Annotated in this window: 16 protein-coding genes and 1 tRNA gene; 11 read left to right on the forward strand and 6 right to left on the reverse strand. The window is 57.5% G+C overall.

All coding sequences use genetic code 11. The features are described from left to right. Positions 1-58: 58 nt before the first annotated feature. From PYTT_RS03955 to PYTT_RS03965, 3 genes are all read right to left on the reverse strand, one after another. On the reverse strand, positions 59-1936 hold the full coding sequence (locus PYTT_RS03955) for an NPCBM/NEW2 domain-containing protein (protein WP_067773642.1): 1878 nt from the start codon (positions 1934-1936) through the stop codon (positions 59-61). 80 nt (positions 1937-2016) lie between these two features. Beyond that, entirely contained in the window at positions 2017-2598 is a 582-nt protein-coding gene (gene purN, locus PYTT_RS03960; RefSeq protein WP_067773640.1) for a phosphoribosylglycinamide formyltransferase, read from the reverse strand. 75 nt (positions 2599-2673) lie between these two features. Next, a complete protein-coding gene (locus PYTT_RS03965) occupies positions 2674-3270 on the reverse strand; it encodes a transglutaminase-like domain-containing protein (RefSeq protein ID WP_067773638.1) in 597 nt (198 codons plus the stop codon). Positions 3271-3505: 235 nt separating this feature from the next. Here PYTT_RS03965 and gmd point away from each other — a divergent pair, with 235 nt between their 5' ends. The 8 genes from gmd to truA all read left to right on the forward strand — a co-directional run bounded on the left by gmd (position 3506) and on the right by truA (position 11690). Further along, positions 3506-4567 (forward strand): GDP-mannose 4,6-dehydratase, encoded by a 1062-nt coding sequence (gene gmd, locus PYTT_RS03970; protein ID WP_067773635.1) that lies wholly within the window; start codon positions 3506-3508, stop codon positions 4565-4567. A gap of 3 nt (positions 4568-4570) precedes the next feature. Beyond that, entirely contained in the window at positions 4571-5650 is a 1080-nt protein-coding gene (locus PYTT_RS03975; protein WP_067773632.1) for a GDP-L-fucose synthase family protein, read from the forward strand. A 102-nt stretch (positions 5651-5752) separates the two neighbouring features. Beyond that, positions 5753-7603: a DNA topoisomerase IV subunit B gene (locus PYTT_RS03980; RefSeq protein WP_067773630.1), complete on the forward strand. Its 1851-nt coding sequence runs from the start codon at positions 5753-5755 to the stop codon at positions 7601-7603. 29 nt (positions 7604-7632) lie between these two features. Then, positions 7633-8349, forward strand: coding sequence for an undecaprenyl pyrophosphate synthase (locus PYTT_RS03985; protein ID WP_067773627.1), 717 nt, complete (start codon positions 7633-7635; stop codon positions 8347-8349). A 16-nt stretch (positions 8350-8365) separates the two neighbouring features. Next, positions 8366-9433, forward strand: coding sequence for a mannose-1-phosphate guanylyltransferase (locus PYTT_RS03990; protein WP_067773624.1), 1068 nt, complete (start codon positions 8366-8368; stop codon positions 9431-9433). Positions 9434-9441: 8 nt separating this feature from the next. Beyond that, a complete protein-coding gene (gene ruvX, locus PYTT_RS03995; protein WP_083076508.1) occupies positions 9442-9897 on the forward strand; it encodes a Holliday junction resolvase RuvX in 456 nt (151 codons plus the stop codon). 121 nt (positions 9898-10018) lie between these two features. Continuing rightward, entirely contained in the window at positions 10019-10825 is an 807-nt protein-coding gene (locus tag PYTT_RS04000) for a hypothetical protein (protein ID WP_067773621.1), read from the forward strand. A 76-nt stretch (positions 10826-10901) separates the two neighbouring features. Further along, positions 10902-11690 (forward strand): tRNA pseudouridine(38-40) synthase TruA, encoded by a 789-nt coding sequence (gene truA / locus PYTT_RS04005; protein ID WP_067773618.1) that lies wholly within the window; start codon positions 10902-10904, stop codon positions 11688-11690. 12 nt (positions 11691-11702) lie between these two features. On the opposite strand, the gene PYTT_RS04010 is transcribed toward truA, so the two are convergent. After that, positions 11703-12650 carry a L,D-transpeptidase gene (locus tag PYTT_RS04010; RefSeq protein ID WP_067773615.1) on the reverse strand — a complete coding sequence of 316 codons (948 nt, stop codon included), beginning with the start codon at positions 12648-12650 and terminating at the stop codon, positions 11703-11705. Between the two features lie 131 nt (positions 12651-12781). Next, on the reverse strand, positions 12782-14314 hold the full coding sequence (locus PYTT_RS04015; RefSeq protein WP_067773612.1) for a glycosyltransferase family 2 protein: 1533 nt from the start codon (positions 14312-14314) through the stop codon (positions 12782-12784). Between the two features lie 184 nt (positions 14315-14498). Between PYTT_RS04015 and PYTT_RS04020 the strand changes: the two genes are divergently transcribed. From PYTT_RS04020 to PYTT_RS04030, 3 genes are all read left to right on the forward strand, one after another. Continuing rightward, entirely contained in the window at positions 14499-15476 is a 978-nt protein-coding gene (locus PYTT_RS04020; protein WP_067773609.1) for a hypothetical protein, read from the forward strand. Next, entirely contained in the window at positions 15463-15861 is a 399-nt protein-coding gene (locus PYTT_RS04025; protein WP_067773606.1) for an ApaG domain-containing protein, read from the forward strand. Before PYTT_RS04020 ends, PYTT_RS04025 begins: the two co-directional genes overlap by 14 nt. Positions 15862-15954: 93 nt before the next feature. Next, a tRNA-Val gene (locus PYTT_RS04030) sits at positions 15955-16029 on the forward strand. A 356-nt stretch (positions 16030-16385) separates the two neighbouring features. Here PYTT_RS04030 and PYTT_RS04035 read toward each other — a convergent pair. Beyond that, positions 16386-17270 (reverse strand): hypothetical protein, encoded by an 885-nt coding sequence (locus tag PYTT_RS04035; RefSeq protein WP_067773603.1) that lies wholly within the window; start codon positions 17268-17270, stop codon positions 16386-16388. Positions 17271-17272 lie beyond the last annotated feature (2 nt).

Raw genomic sequence — 17272 nt, forward strand, 5'->3', positions numbered from 1 at the left:
GAGTACGGCCGCAGGACGGTTTTTCATGAAAAAACGATCTATCCGCAGGGTGGCTCTATCAACGCTTCAACATCGGATCGCAAATGATGGCCGAGCATCCACCATTGCCCTTCTCGGGATTGTTCGAAACTTCCAGCGTAAGATCCTTCACGCCTTCCACCGAAACTTTCACAGGCACGTTTTCTCCCTGCCGAACAAAGCCAGTCTGCGCCAGCACCTTTCCGTCGCCTTTCACGGTCAGGCGCGTCGGGCCGTAGGCGAAAGACGGACTGCCGTATTGCAGCGACAGCTCCTTCCATACTCCGCCCAGATCGTAGGTCAGCGTACCGTTCGCATGCGTGCGGATGAATGTGCCCGGCTTATACTTCGTCAACTCCGGCACGGGACCATGATTGTAATACGGCAATTCGAACGGGCAATACCCCCAGCACACGCGGCCATATCCGGCCTGAGCCTTCGCCGGAGCGGCAACAGTCAAATCCAGCTCACGCTCGGAAGCCGGAGCCACGGCGGGAGACGCCCCCTGCGGAGCGCCCGCCTCCTCGAAAGCTCTCTTCCAAATGGCAAAATCGCGGACAAAACGTGCATCTGCACCGTACTTGACCAACAGAGCATCGAACTTCGCGCGTGCCGCTTCCGGGCGGTTATAGCGAAGATCCGCCTCCACATCCATCAGCAGCAGAGCGCGCTGCAACGGAGCAACCTCGACCCCCTGATCGCCGCTCGACAACCCCGCCTTGAATGTCGCCGTCTTGCCGTCGGCCTGAAGCATCACAAGGCGAAGCTCGAAATTCCCCTTGTAGCCGGGGCGCACTGCATCCAGAGAAAAACTGCCGTCCGGCCCGGGAATGCAAGTCGTCGTCGAAGCATCGTAATCATCGCCACCGGCAGGATCGAAATAGGCTACCAAGCCATAGACGGGAGGATTGCCCTGCACCTTGCCCGCAAGACGCAGGCCGCCATCGATCGGCTCCGCCGTCATATCGGACAACCGGGCCTCCACAGCATCTTCCGCCCGCTTCGACTTCCCCGTAAACAGCGGAATCGAAGCCAGCCTCAACGCATCGCTCTGAATCAGAAACGCCCCCCTGCCCTCATTGCGAAACTCCTCCCCATAAGAATAATTGCCATTGCCCATCAGCGATGCACCGGCAACGGCACGCTGCAACTCCCTCGTATGGGGAAGACTGAAACAATGGCCGAGTTCATGGGCCGTTCCGCCGATATACACTGTATTGTCATTGCCCACTGTCTTGAAAAGATAGGGACCAGCCTCCGTCGAAGAAAAATTGACGGGATCGAGATGCTCCGCATCGCATATCCAACACACACCGGCTTCCGACGTACCGCCGCCGTAGTAGGGGCCGACCTTATCCGGCATCTGAGCCACAATCAGCACATAATCCCTGCCGGGATCGACGCCTGCCTTACGCAGCGACTCAAACGCCACCTTGCTCGTCGCCGGACCGGAAGAATTCACGTTGAACTTGGAAAGAGGCTCATCCAGATACGCATCGTGCACCACCAGCTTCCCGTCCTTATCCAAATCCAGCCCGAACGTCAACGGGGGGAACCCGTTCTCCTCCATCTGGTCGGCATAGAACATCTGCACATTCTTCACGATACGGTCGATACGACCCTTGTAATCCTTCAGCGCGGGGCGATCCTTCAGCGTCACGTACACCACATGCAGCTTCCGGTGATCCTTCGCACCGTCCGCCTGCCAATCGCGGATAATCTCCCACGCCTTCGCAGCCTTGGCCTTATCTTCGGCTGAAGCCTTCCAGCTCACGGGCAGGCGGCGAAACTCGCCGCCGTCCTTCGCATGGGACTTGGCCTGCTCGATACCCGCCGTCGTATAATCGGCGCTCCACGCAAATGCCGCACTGGCAGACACCAGCAACGCAGCCATGTAAAAACGGGAAATAAACATCATCGGATCAAATAACTTTCTTATTACAATACGGATAAAACTCCATCCAAAATTCAATAAAAATCCTGCGGCGAGAAAAAACTTCACTCCATCCCCATCACCTTCCTGATCGCGGCGGGATACAGCACATGCTCCTGCTCCTGAATACGGGCATGCAAACTCTCCGGCGAATCATCCGGCAACACGGGCACCCGCGCCTGCAGCACGATCTCGCCCGTATCCATCCCGGCATCCACATAATGCACCGTACATCCCGCCTCCTTCTCTCCCGCCTCCAAAGCCTGCTTCCATGCCTCCACGCCCGGAAACGCCGGAAGCAGCGACGGATGGATATTCAAAATTCTACGGGGAAAAGCCTCCAGAAGCGGAGCCTTCACCAACCGCATAAAACCGGCCAGACAAACCAGATCAACACCCAGCCCCTTCAGCTTCGCAGCCAAAGCCGCCTGCGACTCATCCGGAAACCTGTTCTTGAACCCTCCGCAATCAAGCAGCTCGACCGGCACGCCGCGCTTGCGGGCCCGCTCCAGAATATACGCATTCTCATGATCCGAAAGCACCAGCACCACCTCGGCATCCAGCGTACCCTGATCGATCGCATCGAAAATGGACTGGCAATTCGACCCGGAACCGGATCCCAACACAGCGAGGCGCGCTTTTGTCATGCCAGCTACCTACCATAAACAAACCTCGCACGCCAGACACAGTGATGTCATGCTCATGATGGAAACGGGCCGACTTCACTCCGTCACCGCAGGCTGCACGGACAACTTGTCCGGAAGCCCGAACACGACATCCAGCAAACTCCCGGCCCTATCGAGCATCTCCATCGTCACCGTATCCGGCACGGCAAAAATCCCCGGAAACGCATATTCATCGTACTGAGGCCTATTCTCAAAAGCCAGCACGGGCTCGCCCAGCGAAAACCGCGCATTGATCCCCGTCCGATTCCCCCTTGCATCGACCCTGATCCAGCGTCCTTGCAGAAAAACGGCATTATAGCCATGCAGGCAATACCCTCTTCGATCATCATCGGCAAGAGTAATATGCTGGAAACAAAAACCCGCAGGAATACCTTGCGAACGCAGCAAAGCCGCCAGAAGATTCGCCTTGGCATGGCAAATACCCGTACCATACCTCAGCACATCCGAAGCGCGCGCCGTCACCCGCTCCGCCCGGATATCGAAAGAATGGGGAATCCCGTCTCTGACGAACTCGAAGGCTACCCTCGCCTTGTCCACATCGTCCATGCATGACGGAAACAACTCATCGGCCTTCCGACGAACGGAATCGGAATGAAAATCGACATACGTACATTCTTTCAGAAATGCATCCATAAAAACTCCCTCAACCTTTGATTGGCAAACGATCCGCCACCGATCAAGCGACACGGCGCGGACTCGTTAAAATGCTAAAGCACGCATATGCAAAAGTCAACCACATCATCGCAGAACACACCTGCCGCACAGAGCAGCATACACTCTTTTCCATTGACTTCAAGCGCCTAACATTGTCTCCTAAATCAACGTCGATCGGATTCCGATACGAAAACCACACCACTCCAATAAATCCATGCAGAAAAAAGCGCTCATATCCGGCATCACGGGACAGGACGGCTCCTACCTCGCAGAATTCCTCATCGAAAAGGGCTATGAAGTCCATGGCATCCTCCGCCGCTCCTCCTCCTTCAACACGGGCCGCATCGAACACATGTACCTGAACGAATGGGTGAGGGACATGAAACAGCAGCGCGCCATCAACCTCCACTACGGAGACATGACCGACTCCAGCTCCCTCATCCGCATCATTCAGGCCGTACAACCGGACGAAATCTACAACCTTGCCGCCCAAAGCCACGTCAAAGTCAGCTTCGACGTACCCGAATACACCGCCGAAGCGGATGCCATCGGCACCCTCCGCATGCTTGAAGCCATCCGCATCCTCGGAATGACGGAAAAAACGAAAATCTACCAGGCCTCCACCTCCGAACTCTTCGGCCTCGTCCAGGAAGTCCCCCAAAAGGAAACAACCCCCTTCTACCCGCGCTCGCCCTACGGCGTCGCCAAACAATACGGCTTCTGGATCACGAAAAACTACCGCGAATCCTACGGACTCTTCGCCGTCAACGGCATCCTCTTCAACCACGAAAGCGAACGCCGAGGCGAAACCTTCGTCACGCGCAAAATCACCCTCGCCGCCAGCCGCATCGCCCAGGGCCTGCAGGACAAACTCTACATGGGCAACCTCGACTCCCTGCGCGACTGGGGCTATGCCAAAGACTACGTCGAATGCATGTGGATGATCCTCCAGCACCACACGCCCGAAGACTTCGTCATCGCCACCGGGGAAATGCACACCGTCCGCGAATTCTGCACCCTCGCCTTTGCCGAAGCAGGCATCACACTCCGCTGGGAAGGCACCGGCATCAATGAAAAAGGCATTGATGCAGCCACGGGACGCCCCCTCGTCGAAGTAGACCCGAAATACTTCCGCCCTGCGGAAGTCGAACAACTCCTCGGCGACCCCACCAAGGCCAAAACCCTTCTGGGCTGGAACCCACGCAAAACATCCTTCGAAGAACTCGTCCGCATCATGATGAAACACGACATGGAACTTGTCGCAAAAAACCGATAAACCATGGACAAACAAAGCAGAATCTACATCGCCGGACACCGCGGCCTCGTAGGATCCGCCATCTGGAACAGCCTCGAACGCAAAGGGTACGGCCACCTGATCGGCCGCACCCATGCCGAACTAGACCTGATGGACCCTGCCGCCGTCCGCGACTTCTTCGACCGCGAACGCCCCGAATACGTCTTCCTCGCAGCGGCGCATGTCGGTGGCATCATGGCCAACAACACCTACCGCGCCGACTTCATCTACCGCAACCTCCAAATCCAGCAAAACGTCATCGGAGAAAGCTACCGCCACGGAATCGAAAAGCTCCTCTTCCTCGGCAGCACCTGCATCTACCCGAAAGACGTCCCGCAGCCCATGCGTGAAGACGCCCTCCTCACCGCACCGCTGGAATACACCAACGAACCCTACGCCATCGCCAAAATCGCAGGGCTCAAAATATGCGAAAGCTTCAACCTCCAGTACGGCACCAACTACATTGCCGTCATGCCCACCAACCTCTACGGACCGAACGACAACTTCGACCTCGAGCGCAGCCACGTACTGCCGGCCATGATCCGCAAAATCCATCTGGCGAAAGCCCTGCATGAAAACGACTGGGAAACCGTCCGGAGCGACCTCTCGGCCCGCCCCGTCGAAAACATCGGCGGCACGGCCGACGACGACACCATACTCTCCCTCCTCGAACGCTACGGCATCTTCCCCGGAAAAGTCGAACTCTGGGGCACAGGCAAACCCCTGCGCGAATTCCTGTGGAGCGAAGACATGGCCGATGCCTGCACCTACGTCATGGAACAGATCGACTTCGCCGACCTCAAAGGCAGCTGCCTGGAAACGCGCAACTGCCACATCAACATCGGCACGGGCAAGGAAATCTCCATCGGAAACCTTGCGGAACTGATCGCCCGCATCATCGGTTACCGCGGCGAAATCGCATTCGACGACTCCAAGCCCGACGGCACCATGCGCAAACTCACCGACGTCTCCAAACTGCACGGCCTTGGATGGCGCCACACCGTCGAAATCGACGAAGGCATCCGCACCATGTACGCATGGTACACCGGGAGCACCCCGGCCTGAACCGCCACCCTCCCCCGAGGCTCTCCCGCAGCACCTTGCAGGAGAGCCTCCTTGTTTTTAGACTCGCCAAACCATTCGGACATCTGTATAATTTCGAACCCCATGGAAGTCGGATACTCTGAAAAAGACATTCAGACACTGGACTGGCGCGAACACATCCGCCTGCGCCAGGGCATGTACATCGGAAAATTGGGTGACGGAAGCATGCCCGACGACGGCATGTACGTCCTGCTCAAAGAAGTCATCGACAACGCCATCGACGAATACGTCATGGGATACGGCCAGCGCATCCTCATCACGCTCCAGCCCGACGGCCACTGCGAAGTGCGCGACTTCGGCCGCGGCATCCCCCTTGGCTCCCTCTATGACTGCGCCGCCAAAATAAACACCGGGGGCAAATACGAAGGCGAAGCCTTCACCAAATCCGTAGGTCTCAACGGCGTCGGCATCAAAGCAGTCAACGCCCTCTCCTCCCACTTCGAAATCCAGGCCTACCGCGACGGCTCCACCCGCCGCATCCAATTCTCCGAAGGCATCGAAATCCCCGGCAGCGACCTCACCGAAACCACCGAAGAACCCAACGGCACGCGCGTCGCCTTCCGCATCGACACCACCATCTTCCCGGAAAATGCCACCTTCCGGAAAGACTACATCGCCCGCATGTGCAGGTACTACTGCTACCTCAACACCGGGCTTGCCATCAACTTCAACGGCCAGCGCTTCATCTCCAAAAACGGCCTCCTCGACCTCCTGCGCGAAGAAATGGGCGACGAAGCCCTCTACGAACCCATCCACATCACCGGGCAGGACATAGAAATCGCCATCACCCATGGCACCCAGTACGGGGAAGAATACTACTCCTTCGTCAACGGCCAGCACACCACCCAGGGCGGCACCCACCAATCCGCCTTCCGCGAAGCCATCGCCAAAACCCTCCGCGACTTCTACAAAAAACCCTACGACGCCTCGGACATTCGCTCCTCCATCGTCGCCGCCATCTCCATCAAAGTAGTCGATCCCATCTTCGAATCGCAAACGAAAACGAAACTCGGATCCAACACCATCGCCCCCGGCAGCGAAACCATCCGCACCTTCATCGGCAACTTCCTTGCCAAAGAACTCGACAACTACCTGCACCGCCACCCGGACGCAGCCAAAGCCATCGAAGACAAAATCAAGGAAGCCGAAAAAGCGCGCAAGGAAATCGCCGGCATCCAGAAAAACTCCCGCGAACGTGCCAAAAAGGCCAAAGTCCACAACAAAAAACTCCGCGACTGCCGCGTCCATTACGACACCAAACACAAACGCGCGGCGGAAACCATGATCTTCATCACTGAAGGCGACTCCGCCTCCGGCTCCATCACCACCGCCCGCGACGCCGAAACTCAGGCCGTCTTCTCCCTCAAGGGCAAACCCGCCAACTCCTTCGGAGTCTCCCGCACCGCCCTCTTCGAAGAAAAGAAAAACGAAGAACTCGACCTCCTCCACCTCGCGCTCAACATCGACAAAGGACTGGAAGACCTCCGCTACAACCACATCGTCATCGCCACCGATGCCGACGTGGACGGCATGCACATCCGCATCCTCCTCCTCACCTTCTTCATCCAGTACTTCCCCGAACTCATTCGCGAAGGCCACCTCTACATCCTCCAGACCCCCCTCTTCCGCGTACGCAACAAACAGCAGACCATCTACTGCTACTCCGACACCGAACGCGAAAAAGCCATCTCCAAACTCGGCAAAAATCCGGAAATCACCCGGTTCAAGGGCCTCGGGGAAATCTCGCCCTCCGAATTCAAACACTTCATCGGTCCCGACATCCGACTGGAACGCGTCACCCTCGAAAACGCGCACAACCTGAAGGAAATCATCGCCTTCTATATGGGCGACAACACCGAAATCCGCAAACAGTACATCATCGACAACCTGCGGATCGAACTCGACCCGGCCTGAGCCGCCTCACCCTCTCTCTATACCACACCATGCTTGACATCCCGCAGGAAAAACTCCCGCACCACATCGCCATCATCATGGATGGCAATGGCCGCTGGGCCAAGCGGCACGGGCACTCCCGCCGCAGGGGACACACCGAAGGAGCACAATCCGTACAGAAAAGCGTCGACTTCTGCCTGGAATACGGCATCCCCTGGCTCACACTCTACGCCTTCTCCACCGAAAACTGGAACCGCTCCCTCATCGAAGTCTCCTCCCTCATGCTGCTGCTGAACCGCTTCATCAAACAGCGCACACCGGAAATGATGAAGAAAAACGTCCGCCTCCACTGCATCGGAGACCTCGAACGCCTCCCAGCCAAAAGCCGCGCCATCCTGCAAAACGCGATGGACGCCACCCGGCACAACACCGCCCTGCACCTCACCCTCGCCCTCTCCTACGGCTCCCGGCAGGAAATCACTCATGCCATCCGCGACATCGCCGAAAAAATCTCCTCCGGTACACTCGCCCCACAGGACATCACCGAACAAACCGTCGCCGATCACCTCGACACCGCCGGCATCCCCGACCCGGATCTCCTCATCCGCACCTCGGGCGAAATGCGCATCTCCAACTTCCTCCTCTGGCAAATCAGCTACGCCGAACTCCACGTCACCGACCGGCTCTGGCCGGACTTCGACCGCGAAGACTTCGAAACAGCCCTGCGGGACTATGCCGCCCGCCACCGCCGCTTCGGCAAACGATAATCCACGACAACCTGCCATGCAAAACAACTCATACGCACTCATCCTCGCAGGAGGAAGCGGCACACGCTTCTGGCCCCTCTCCCGCAACACACGCCCCAAACAGCTCCTCGACCTCTTCGGGGACGGCACACTCCTCCGCAAAGCCCTCGACCGCCTTCAGGGCCTCATCCCCGCCGAACGCATCCTCATCCTCACCAACGGCATGCAGGAAGAAGAAGTCCGCAGGCAGGCTCCCGAACTTCCGCAGGAAAACATCATCGCCGAACCCGCCCGGCGCGACACCGCTCCCGCCATCGCCCTCGGCATCGGCCTCATCGCCGCACGCTGCCCGGAGGCGAACATGCTCGTCATCCCCTCCGACCAGCTCATCCTCAACGACGAAGCCTTCCGCGAACTCGCAGCGGACGCCCTCTCGCTCGCCGGAAGGGAAAAAGCCCTCATCACCATCGGCATCAAACCCACCTGGCCCTGCCCCTCCTACGGCTACATCGAACGAGGAACCGCCATCGCCGACCCGCAACTCCGCCACTCCTGCTACGAAGTGCAAAGCTTCCGCGAAAAACCGGACACAGCCACCGCCACCGAATACCTCGCCAAAGGCAACTACTCGTGGAACGCCGGCATGTTCATTTGGAACATCCCCCACGTCCGCACCGAACTGCAGCAGCACACTCCCGAACTCGCCGGATTCATCGACCGCCTCGCGCAAACCGAAAACATCTCCGACTTCATCCGCGACGAATTCCCCGCACTCACCCCCATCTCCATCGACTTCGCCCTCATGGAAAAAGCCGCCCGCGTCCTCAACTTCGAAGCCACCTTCGACTGGGACGACGTAGGCTCATGGCTCTCCGTCGCCAAATACCTCCAGCAGCACGACAACGGCAACGTCTCCAACACCCCCGTCAGCGCCCGCGATGCCCGCGGCAACATCGCCTACTCGGCACAGGGCAAACACATCGCCCTCCTCGGCGTCGAAAACCTCATCGTCGTCGACACGGGAGACTCCCTGCTCGTCGCCCGCCAATCCGATGCGGACGCCATCAAGCACATCGTCTCCCAGCTCCCCGAAAACCTCGTCTGACCCCAACCGTGAGCGAACACCACCCGGCACTGGGAATCGACTACGGCGAAGCCCGCATCGGCATCGCCGCCACCGACCCGTCCGGCATCCTCGCACACCCCGTCGAAAGCATCCATCTCGCCGCCACGGAACCTCTGGCCCGCATCGGCGCACTTGTCCGGCAAAAAAGCATCCGCACCCTCGTTCTCGGCCTCCCCGTCCGCCTCGACGGCACCGAAGGCACGGCTGCCGCCAAAGTACGCCTATTCGGCGACCGTCTGCACACAGCATTCCCCGAAATCCCCCTCCTCTACGTCGATGAATTCCTGACCACCGCCACCGCACAGGAAAAACTCCGGCAGGCCGGCAAAAAAGCGAAAAACCAGCGCCCCGTCATCGACCAGGCTGCCGCCGTCGAAATCCTCAACAACTGGATGGAAACCCTCGAAGGCCCCGCCTCATGGACACTCCCCCCCGACCTCTGATCCGCCAAAAAAGAACGAACCGACTCCTTTTTCACACTGATTTGATCAAAAGCAATACTTTGCCTTGACACATCCGTCTGTAATTGCTAAATTTTTACCCGTATTTGACACTGCATCGCACATGAAACATCTCCTTCTCTTTCCGGCAATCGCCATGGCGTCTCTCGTCACGCTCAATTCCTGCACTCCCGAAGAAGAAGCAGGCATGCGCGTCACAACCAACGAAGAACAATCCGCCACCGACCTGCTGAACCAACTCTCGGACGTCCTTGACAAAGTCACCGACTACAAGAGCGCCGAAGCAGCAGCACCCAAAGCCCGCGAACTTGCCACGAAAATCAACCGTGCCAAAACCACATACGCCGCGCTGAACAAAACGGCTCTCGCCCGCTCCTACGACTCCGACAACAAGGGCGGCGAAACGGACGCTTATGTCGATGCCACCAAACGCCTCGTCAAGGAAGTAGGCCGCGTCCGCTCCGGCATCCCCACCCTCGTCACGGACCGCAACACCGTCAATGACGAAGAACTCATCATCGCTCTCGGTTACGGTGAAGAAAACAACAACTTCAATGCCAGCCGCGAAGAAATCCGTGAAGCGGGCCTCAAATACCTTCAAAACGACGCCGACGACACCCGCGACGACAAAACGCCCGCCTTCATGGGATCCTACTATCGCTCTCCCCGGATGACGGAAGCCCTTGGCATCCTCGCTCTTGACATCCTCACCCGCAGCGACGAAAACGACGACAAGGAAGGCGAACCGGCAGGCGGCCCCTCCACCTTGGGCGCTCCCGCTCCAGCAGCTCCCTCCACAGCTGACAAACCGGCTGAAACGGCAGACAAGGAAGCAGCGGACACCCCGGCCGACGAAACGCCAGCCGCAGATGCCGATAAGGACTCCGAAGAACCTTCCTTCGACGCCTGATCCCCAATCGCGCCACAAGCAACTTTCAAGCCGCGCAGCACGCCAGTGCCCGCGGCTTTTTCATGCGCAAGCAACCATGCCAAGATACCTCTGCACCGTAGCCTACGACGGCCGACTCTATGCAGGCTGGCAAAGCCAGCCCGGTGGCAACACCATCCAGGACACACTGGAACAGGCCATTGCGACCGTCCTGAAAACATCCGTCCGCATCCATGCATCGGGCCGCACGGACGCCGGCGTCCATGCCGAAGGGCAAACCTTCCATCTCCAGATGCCCGGCACATCCCGCATCCCTCCGGAACGATGGAGTGTGGCATTGAACGCCCATCTGCCTGCCACGATCCGCATCCTGCACACCCGCAGCGTCCCGGAAACCCTCCATGCCCGGTACGATGCACAGGGCAAAACGTACATCTACAAAATATGCCGCACCTCTGTACTCTCCCCCTTCATGGCCGGGCTGGCGTGGCACCTCCCCCTGCCGCTGGATGAAAACCTGCTCGCACAGGCATTGAAACTCTACGAAGGCACACACGACTACCGGGCCTTTGCCGCCCGGCGCGGCAACGAACCCCATCCCCTGCCGGACAACTTCTACACCCGCACTATACATCAGGCCACCATGGAACAAACATCTGGCGGCCTCATCACCATCACCTTCCGAGGCACGGGTTTCCTCTATCGCATGGTCAGACTTCTCGTCGGCGGAGCCTACCAAATCGCTCGCGGCAAAGAAACACTCGACGACCTTCGGCAGCTCCTTGAATCCCCCGGCCACAGAAAAAGCAGATACTGCGCTCCGCCGGACGGCCTCTACCTGCAACAAGTCGCCTATCGGCCAGACGACCTGGAAACACCCCTCTGAAACAAACAAGACTTACCCGCGCGACCTCGACTTCGACGAGCGGGAAGCCGCCAGAGAAGACTTGCGGGAAACCAGCTTCGGCTTTGCCGAAGAACTCTTGCGCGAAGAATTTCTCACCAAAGCCTTGGCCTTGGACGAACTCTTGCGGCTGCTTGCTGCTTGCGTACGGCTCTTGGACGATGAGCGGGAAGATGCCAGCTGCCGCGAAGAAGCCCCTTTCTTGCCGCGCGCAGATGAAGACACGCCCCCTGTTTTGCCGCCCGACTTCGTTTTGGATGGCAGTTCGGCAACCGCCATATCTCCCGCAACCGCCTTCCGTATCAGATCCTCCTCATCGGTATCGGCCGTAGCGGAAGCCAGCATAGGAGCCTCCTGCACCGCCATATCCGCACTTGCCGGCATGGCCACGGACCCATCGGCAAGCACGATCGGCGTACGGGCGTCCTTCTCCGCCTTCAAATACGTCGCCAAAGAACAATCCTCAATCGCCACCATATCCCCGCGAGCCACGAGATCATACAACTCCACCACATCGTCGCTGCGCATGCGGATACACCCGTAGGAAGCAGGCGTGCCGATCTTCGATTCCTCCGCCGTACCGTGGATATAAATCCTCCGGGAAAAACTGTTTTTGTTGCCGGATTCAAGCCCGTTCAACTGCATCACGCGGGAAACGATCTGATCGTGCCCAGGAGTATTCGGCCGGATCACCTTGCCCGTCGGGCGGCAGCTTTCGAACACCATCCCCTTCGGCTGCCCCGAACCTACCTTGCTGACGACGGAATGCACCCCGCGAGGCGTCTTGTAGCTGCCCGAGCGAGAGCCGACACCGTACTTCGACGTACTGATATCATACGAACGGACGGCCTTACCATTCCGCAGCAGCGCAAGCTTCTGATCCCTCACGCTCACCACAATACCGTCCTTGACCACCTTCGTCGGCGACGGATCCTTTTGCATCGTACAACTGGACAACAACCCCGCAACAGCCAAAGCGGCACCCGATGCCAGATGCCGCCAACTCCTCAACCCACACATTCCTCCTGCGCGCAGAAAAGAGAAAACGGAGAGAGCCATAAACGAAAACGAAATCAAATTTCCTGATTGGCCAGCTTGCTTTCAAGAGCCTTCTGGCGGGCCGACTGGAGGAGGCGCCACAAGGAACAGCCGCCCGTATAGAAGAAACCGAGGAAGGGAGACATCAGAACCGCAGACAGGAAATCCAGACGCACGGCCTGCCCCACGATAATATACAGGAAGAAGAACCCGAAACAAAGCTCCAGCACCGGCACGACGATGGACTTGATCGCCTTGTAGCCCGAACGCTTCTTGACGACCACCTTGCCCTTATCCGCCTCCGTAAAGCCGAACTTGGGCGTACGGACGAACTCGGACTGGTGTCCGAAAATCGCTTCGAGCACAGCCTTGGAATTGCTGACGGCCATACCGACAGCCAAAGCAAGCAGCACCGGAAGGTAGGGAAGCTCTTTCCACCATGATTCGCGGCGAATGGCATACTGCGCACTCACATAGAACAGGCACACGCACACCGAAGCGAAGAAAAACAGCGTCACCTGCACCAGAATCATCTGCCAAGAATCGCCGGGGCGGATCGTCCCCATCGCCAACGGAGCCACGAGGAAGCAAAGCAGCACGAGCAGCAGGTAGGCGTAGTTCGATGTCAAATGCGTCGTAGCTTCCAGCTTGGCCTTAAGCGGAGCCTCCTTGGAGCGCCAGATATCGAAAAGCATCTTCTGGCACACTTGGATGGAACCCTTCGTCCAGCGGTGCTGCTGGGCCTTGAACCCGTCCATATCCGTCGGAAGCTCGGCGGGAGTCACATAATCCTTCAGGAAAACGAACTGCCATCCCTTGAGCTGCACGCGATAGGACAAATCCATATCTTCCGTCAGCGTATCATGTTCCCAACCACCTCCGTCGGCAATAGCGCACTTGCGCCACACGCCGGCCGTACCGTTGAAAGTGAAATAGCGACCCGAACGGTTGCGCACCGTCTGCTCCATCACGAAATGCCCGTCGAGGAACATCCCCTGCACGCGGGTCAGAATATTCGTCTCGCGATTGATATGGCCCCAGCGCGTCTGCACCAGTGCGATCTTCTCATCCGTAAAGAAATGCATCGTCTTGCGAAGCAAATCGGGTTCCGGGCGGAAATCGGCATCCAAAATCAGCAGAAACTCGCCCTTGGCCACCTTCGTCGCAGCCTCAAGCGCGCCGGCCTTGAAACCTGTACGATCCGTACGATGAATGCACACCGCATCATAACCGCGGGCGCGCAACTCTTCCGCCTTACGGAAACAAAGCTCAGTCGTATCATCGATCGAATCGTCGAGAATCTGAATCTCCATGCGATCCTTCGGATAATCCAGAGCTGCCACCTTCTCCAGCAGCCCTTCGACGACGAACTTCTCATTGAACATCGGAAGCTGCACCGTCACCATCGGAAGCTCGTCGTCCCTGTAGAAACGCTTCGGCTGAGGAATATCCTTACGGTGCTTCACATAAAGGCAAACCGTAATCAGACGATGCAACCCGTAGCCGGACATCCCCATCAACACCAGAAAATACGCCAGCAACCAAAAAAAATCCACGGAAAATTCCATAAGAATAAAAACTGTTAAAACGTTGAATAGAAAACAAAAAACCGAATAAAAAACAATTAGGCGGCAGAAACGGAGTTAGGGCATTATTTCTACGTCAGTACCTACGATTTTCTTGACGTGCGCCCAAGATATTATAGAATACAGCAGGTGTCAAGCCTCAAACTGGGGAAACCGGAAAAACATCATGAAAATACCCTTTGGTACATGGATACTTGCTGCCGGCTGCGGAGCGATTCTTCTGCCCGTTGCCGAAGCCGCTCCGAAGGCTGAAACCGCGGCTGCCGCCAAACCGGCGGCGGACAATGGCGGAGATATTATCGACCCCGACGAATTCGATCCTTCCCTCCTGACAGATCCCAACGCCAAGCCGCAACGCAAACCCGGCGCCGTGCCTCTCCTGTTTCAGGAAACCGTCGAACATAGCGACTCCGAAGCCCATGAACTCGGCGAACTCGGAGTCAACACCTACACCTCGCCTTCCATACGCAAAATCTTCGAACAACTCGAAGGCCTGCCCCCCATCCCGGAATCGGCAGCCCTGCGCGATCGGCCCGAAAAACTTCCCAGCGACCGCTGCACACTCGCCCTTGAAATGGGCTTCCTGATGGCGGACGGCTTCATCGTCGTCCAGTGCGGCAAAATGAACGACATCAAGCCCATCGCCCTCGACCTCTCCAAATACGGCAAAGCCATGGGGGTAGGAGAACGCATGAACCGCCACTCGGCCAGCCTCCTCGACAACGCCGAAAAAGGCCAGCTTGAAGAATTCAAGAAAAACCTCGCCGTCACCCAGGCGGATGTCGATGCAGAACTGGAATCCCTCCGCGACTCCGACCTCGCCCACCTCATCGCCCTCGGCGGATGGATACGGGCGCTTGATGCGGCGACTGCTGCGCTGAACAAAAAATTCACCCCCGAACAGGCGCTTCCCATCTTCTACCCCGATGCTCCCGACTACTTCAGCGAAATCCTTGCCGGAGTAGCCCCCGAAATGAAAAAGAAAAGGGACATCAACCTGATGAGGGAACTACTCGACGCCCTCTCCAAGGAAATGACTCTCGAGGAAGGGCAAAAGCCGACCCCCGAACGGCTGGCTAAAATCACCGAAATCACCGCCCGGCTCCTCAAGACAGCCATCGGCCCCGCCAATGGACAACATTAAATCACAACCGATCCCCACCGAGGACTATCTGGACATCCAGCTCACCATGGCAGGCATACGCCTGCCCGACACCTCCGGCGGCAACTACCAGATCGCCTTCCGCATCCTCCTGAGCAACACTTCCGAACGCTCCGTCCGCCTTCTGGGGCGTAAATGGATCCTGCGCGACCAGTCAGGGCAAACCCGCCTCATCGAAGCGGACGGCATCTTCAACCAGCATCCGCTCCTCCAGCCGGGCGACGTCTTCGCCTATACAGGTCGACAAACCTTCACCGAACTGCCCACCCGCATGGAAGTCATGTTCTTCGGTTTAAACCAGGCCGGATTTCCCTTCATCTCCCCCTCGTTCATCTTTCCCAAAAAGACTTATCAGGCCGGTAAATAGGCCTACCCGACAGAAAAAAGCCTGAAAACGAAAAAAAAACTTGCCTTGAAGCCACTTTACAAGTAACATTTGCCCGCCTTCATGGCAACCAACGCGCGGTTAGCTCAGTGGTAGAGCAACACCTTGACATGGTGGAGGTCGTAGGTTCAAATCCTATACCGCGTACCATCTTCCTGAAACCCCGGATCACTCTTGATCCGGGGTTTTTTCTTTTCGACAGTCTCCGCAGCATCAATACATCCACGCAAAACAGAGACGACAATCGCAATGCAGGCTCATCCCACACAAGGAACGCGAAACCCACGCCATAGCTACCCGCATCCAGCCACAGCGGACTGCCAGCGGCAGGACAACGCTGCCGTCTCATCTTCATCCCATCTACTCAACAGGCCATCACATGCCGGCAGAACGACTCCCGACGGCACAGATCAAAGCACGCCCTCCATCCCTTCTGCAACCGAAGCAAGGAAAACGCCCGTCGGAAAACCGACGGGCGCAAAACCGGGAGAGAGTTTTAAGGAAACTTAAAGAGACTCGATCGTGTAGTATTGTTCCTGATGATTGATCGTCGTCTGTCCGTGATCATCCTTATACACCGCGTCGTAGGAATATTTCACCTCGGTAGCGGAAGAATAATCAAGGGTACCCGTCAAATTGTATTCGACCTGATTGTCCAGCATATTGATCAAACGAAGAGAAGCCTTGTTCGGAACAAGGGGATCCTTCTTGTAGGACCACTGCCCCTCGTATGTGGCATCCTTCGTCGTCCACACCGCCATGCCGCCGTCCTTATCGCCCGGCAGCAGCTCAATCGTGGAAGTAGGATCATCCTTCAATACAAGCTTCGTATTGAGAGGCATGAAATTAGGAGCATAATCCTTATAGGAGGAACCGGAATTTGCATCCGTGTACGTCACGTTCTTGAACGAAACGGACAACACCGGAGAACGTCCGGACTGTGTCGTGCCGACGGCACCCGATTCGACATACGAATACTTCGTCGTCGTCCAGTCGAACATACCGCGCGGACCTGCAGTCGAGAAGGAAATCGTCCAGTCGATATCCGTCGTCGTCGGATCCAGCGCCGTATCGCCTACCGCAATCAGTTCCCGCATCCGGATGGAAGCCTGCTTCTTGTCTTCGGACACTTCATAGGTATAAATGCCGCGTGAGACCGAAGTCGTACCGCCCGAAGAAACCGACTGTGTCACATAACCGGATGCAAACGTATACACCACTGTGGACTGGTCATCCGAATACGACATGGTACCGCCATCGATCGCCAGCGGAGCCACATTGGAATAATCGTCGATATTGCCGTGATTGCCGCTGCTGCCGCCGCCACAGGAAGTCTGCCAAACGGGAACGGAACATGCCAGCAAAAGTGGAAGGAAAAAAAGTTTTTTCATAA

The sequence above is a fragment of the Neoakkermansia glycaniphila genome, assembly GCF_900097105.1.
GTDB classification, from domain to species: domain Bacteria; phylum Verrucomicrobiota; class Verrucomicrobiia; order Verrucomicrobiales; family Akkermansiaceae; genus Akkermansia; species Akkermansia glycaniphila.

Coding starts and splice junctions, on each gene's coding strand:
- truA (WP_067773618.1), top strand. CDS start 10,902: ATGCCAAGATACCTCTGCACCGTAGCCTACGACGGCCGACTCTATGCA.
- PYTT_RS04000 (WP_067773621.1), top strand. CDS start 10,019: ATGAAACATCTCCTTCTCTTTCCGGCAATCGCCATGGCGTCTCTCGTC.
- PYTT_RS04015 (WP_067773612.1), bottom strand. CDS start 14,314: ATGGAATTTTCCGTGGATTTTTTTTGGTTGCTGGCGTATTTTCTGGTG.
- PYTT_RS03980 (WP_067773630.1), top strand. CDS start 5,753: ATGGAAGTCGGATACTCTGAAAAAGACATTCAGACACTGGACTGGCGC.
- PYTT_RS03955 (WP_067773642.1), bottom strand. CDS start 1,936: ATGATGTTTATTTCCCGTTTTTACATGGCTGCGTTGCTGGTGTCTGCC.
- purN (WP_067773640.1), bottom strand. CDS start 2,598: ATGACAAAAGCGCGCCTCGCTGTGTTGGGATCCGGTTCCGGGTCGAAT.
- PYTT_RS03990 (WP_067773624.1), top strand. CDS start 8,366: ATGCAAAACAACTCATACGCACTCATCCTCGCAGGAGGAAGCGGCACA.
- PYTT_RS04020 (WP_067773609.1), top strand. CDS start 14,499: ATGAAAATACCCTTTGGTACATGGATACTTGCTGCCGGCTGCGGAGCG.
- PYTT_RS04025 (WP_067773606.1), top strand. CDS start 15,463: ATGGACAACATTAAATCACAACCGATCCCCACCGAGGACTATCTGGAC.
- gmd (WP_067773635.1), top strand. CDS start 3,506: ATGCAGAAAAAAGCGCTCATATCCGGCATCACGGGACAGGACGGCTCC.
- PYTT_RS03965 (WP_067773638.1), bottom strand. CDS start 3,270: ATGGATGCATTTCTGAAAGAATGTACGTATGTCGATTTTCATTCCGAT.
- PYTT_RS03975 (WP_067773632.1), top strand. CDS start 4,571: ATGGACAAACAAAGCAGAATCTACATCGCCGGACACCGCGGCCTCGTA.
- PYTT_RS03985 (WP_067773627.1), top strand. CDS start 7,633: ATGCTTGACATCCCGCAGGAAAAACTCCCGCACCACATCGCCATCATC.
- PYTT_RS04010 (WP_067773615.1), bottom strand. CDS start 12,650: ATGCAAAAGGATCCGTCGCCGACGAAGGTGGTCAAGGACGGTATTGTG.
- PYTT_RS04035 (WP_067773603.1), bottom strand. CDS start 17,270: ATGAAAAAACTTTTTTTCCTTCCACTTTTGCTGGCATGTTCCGTTCCC.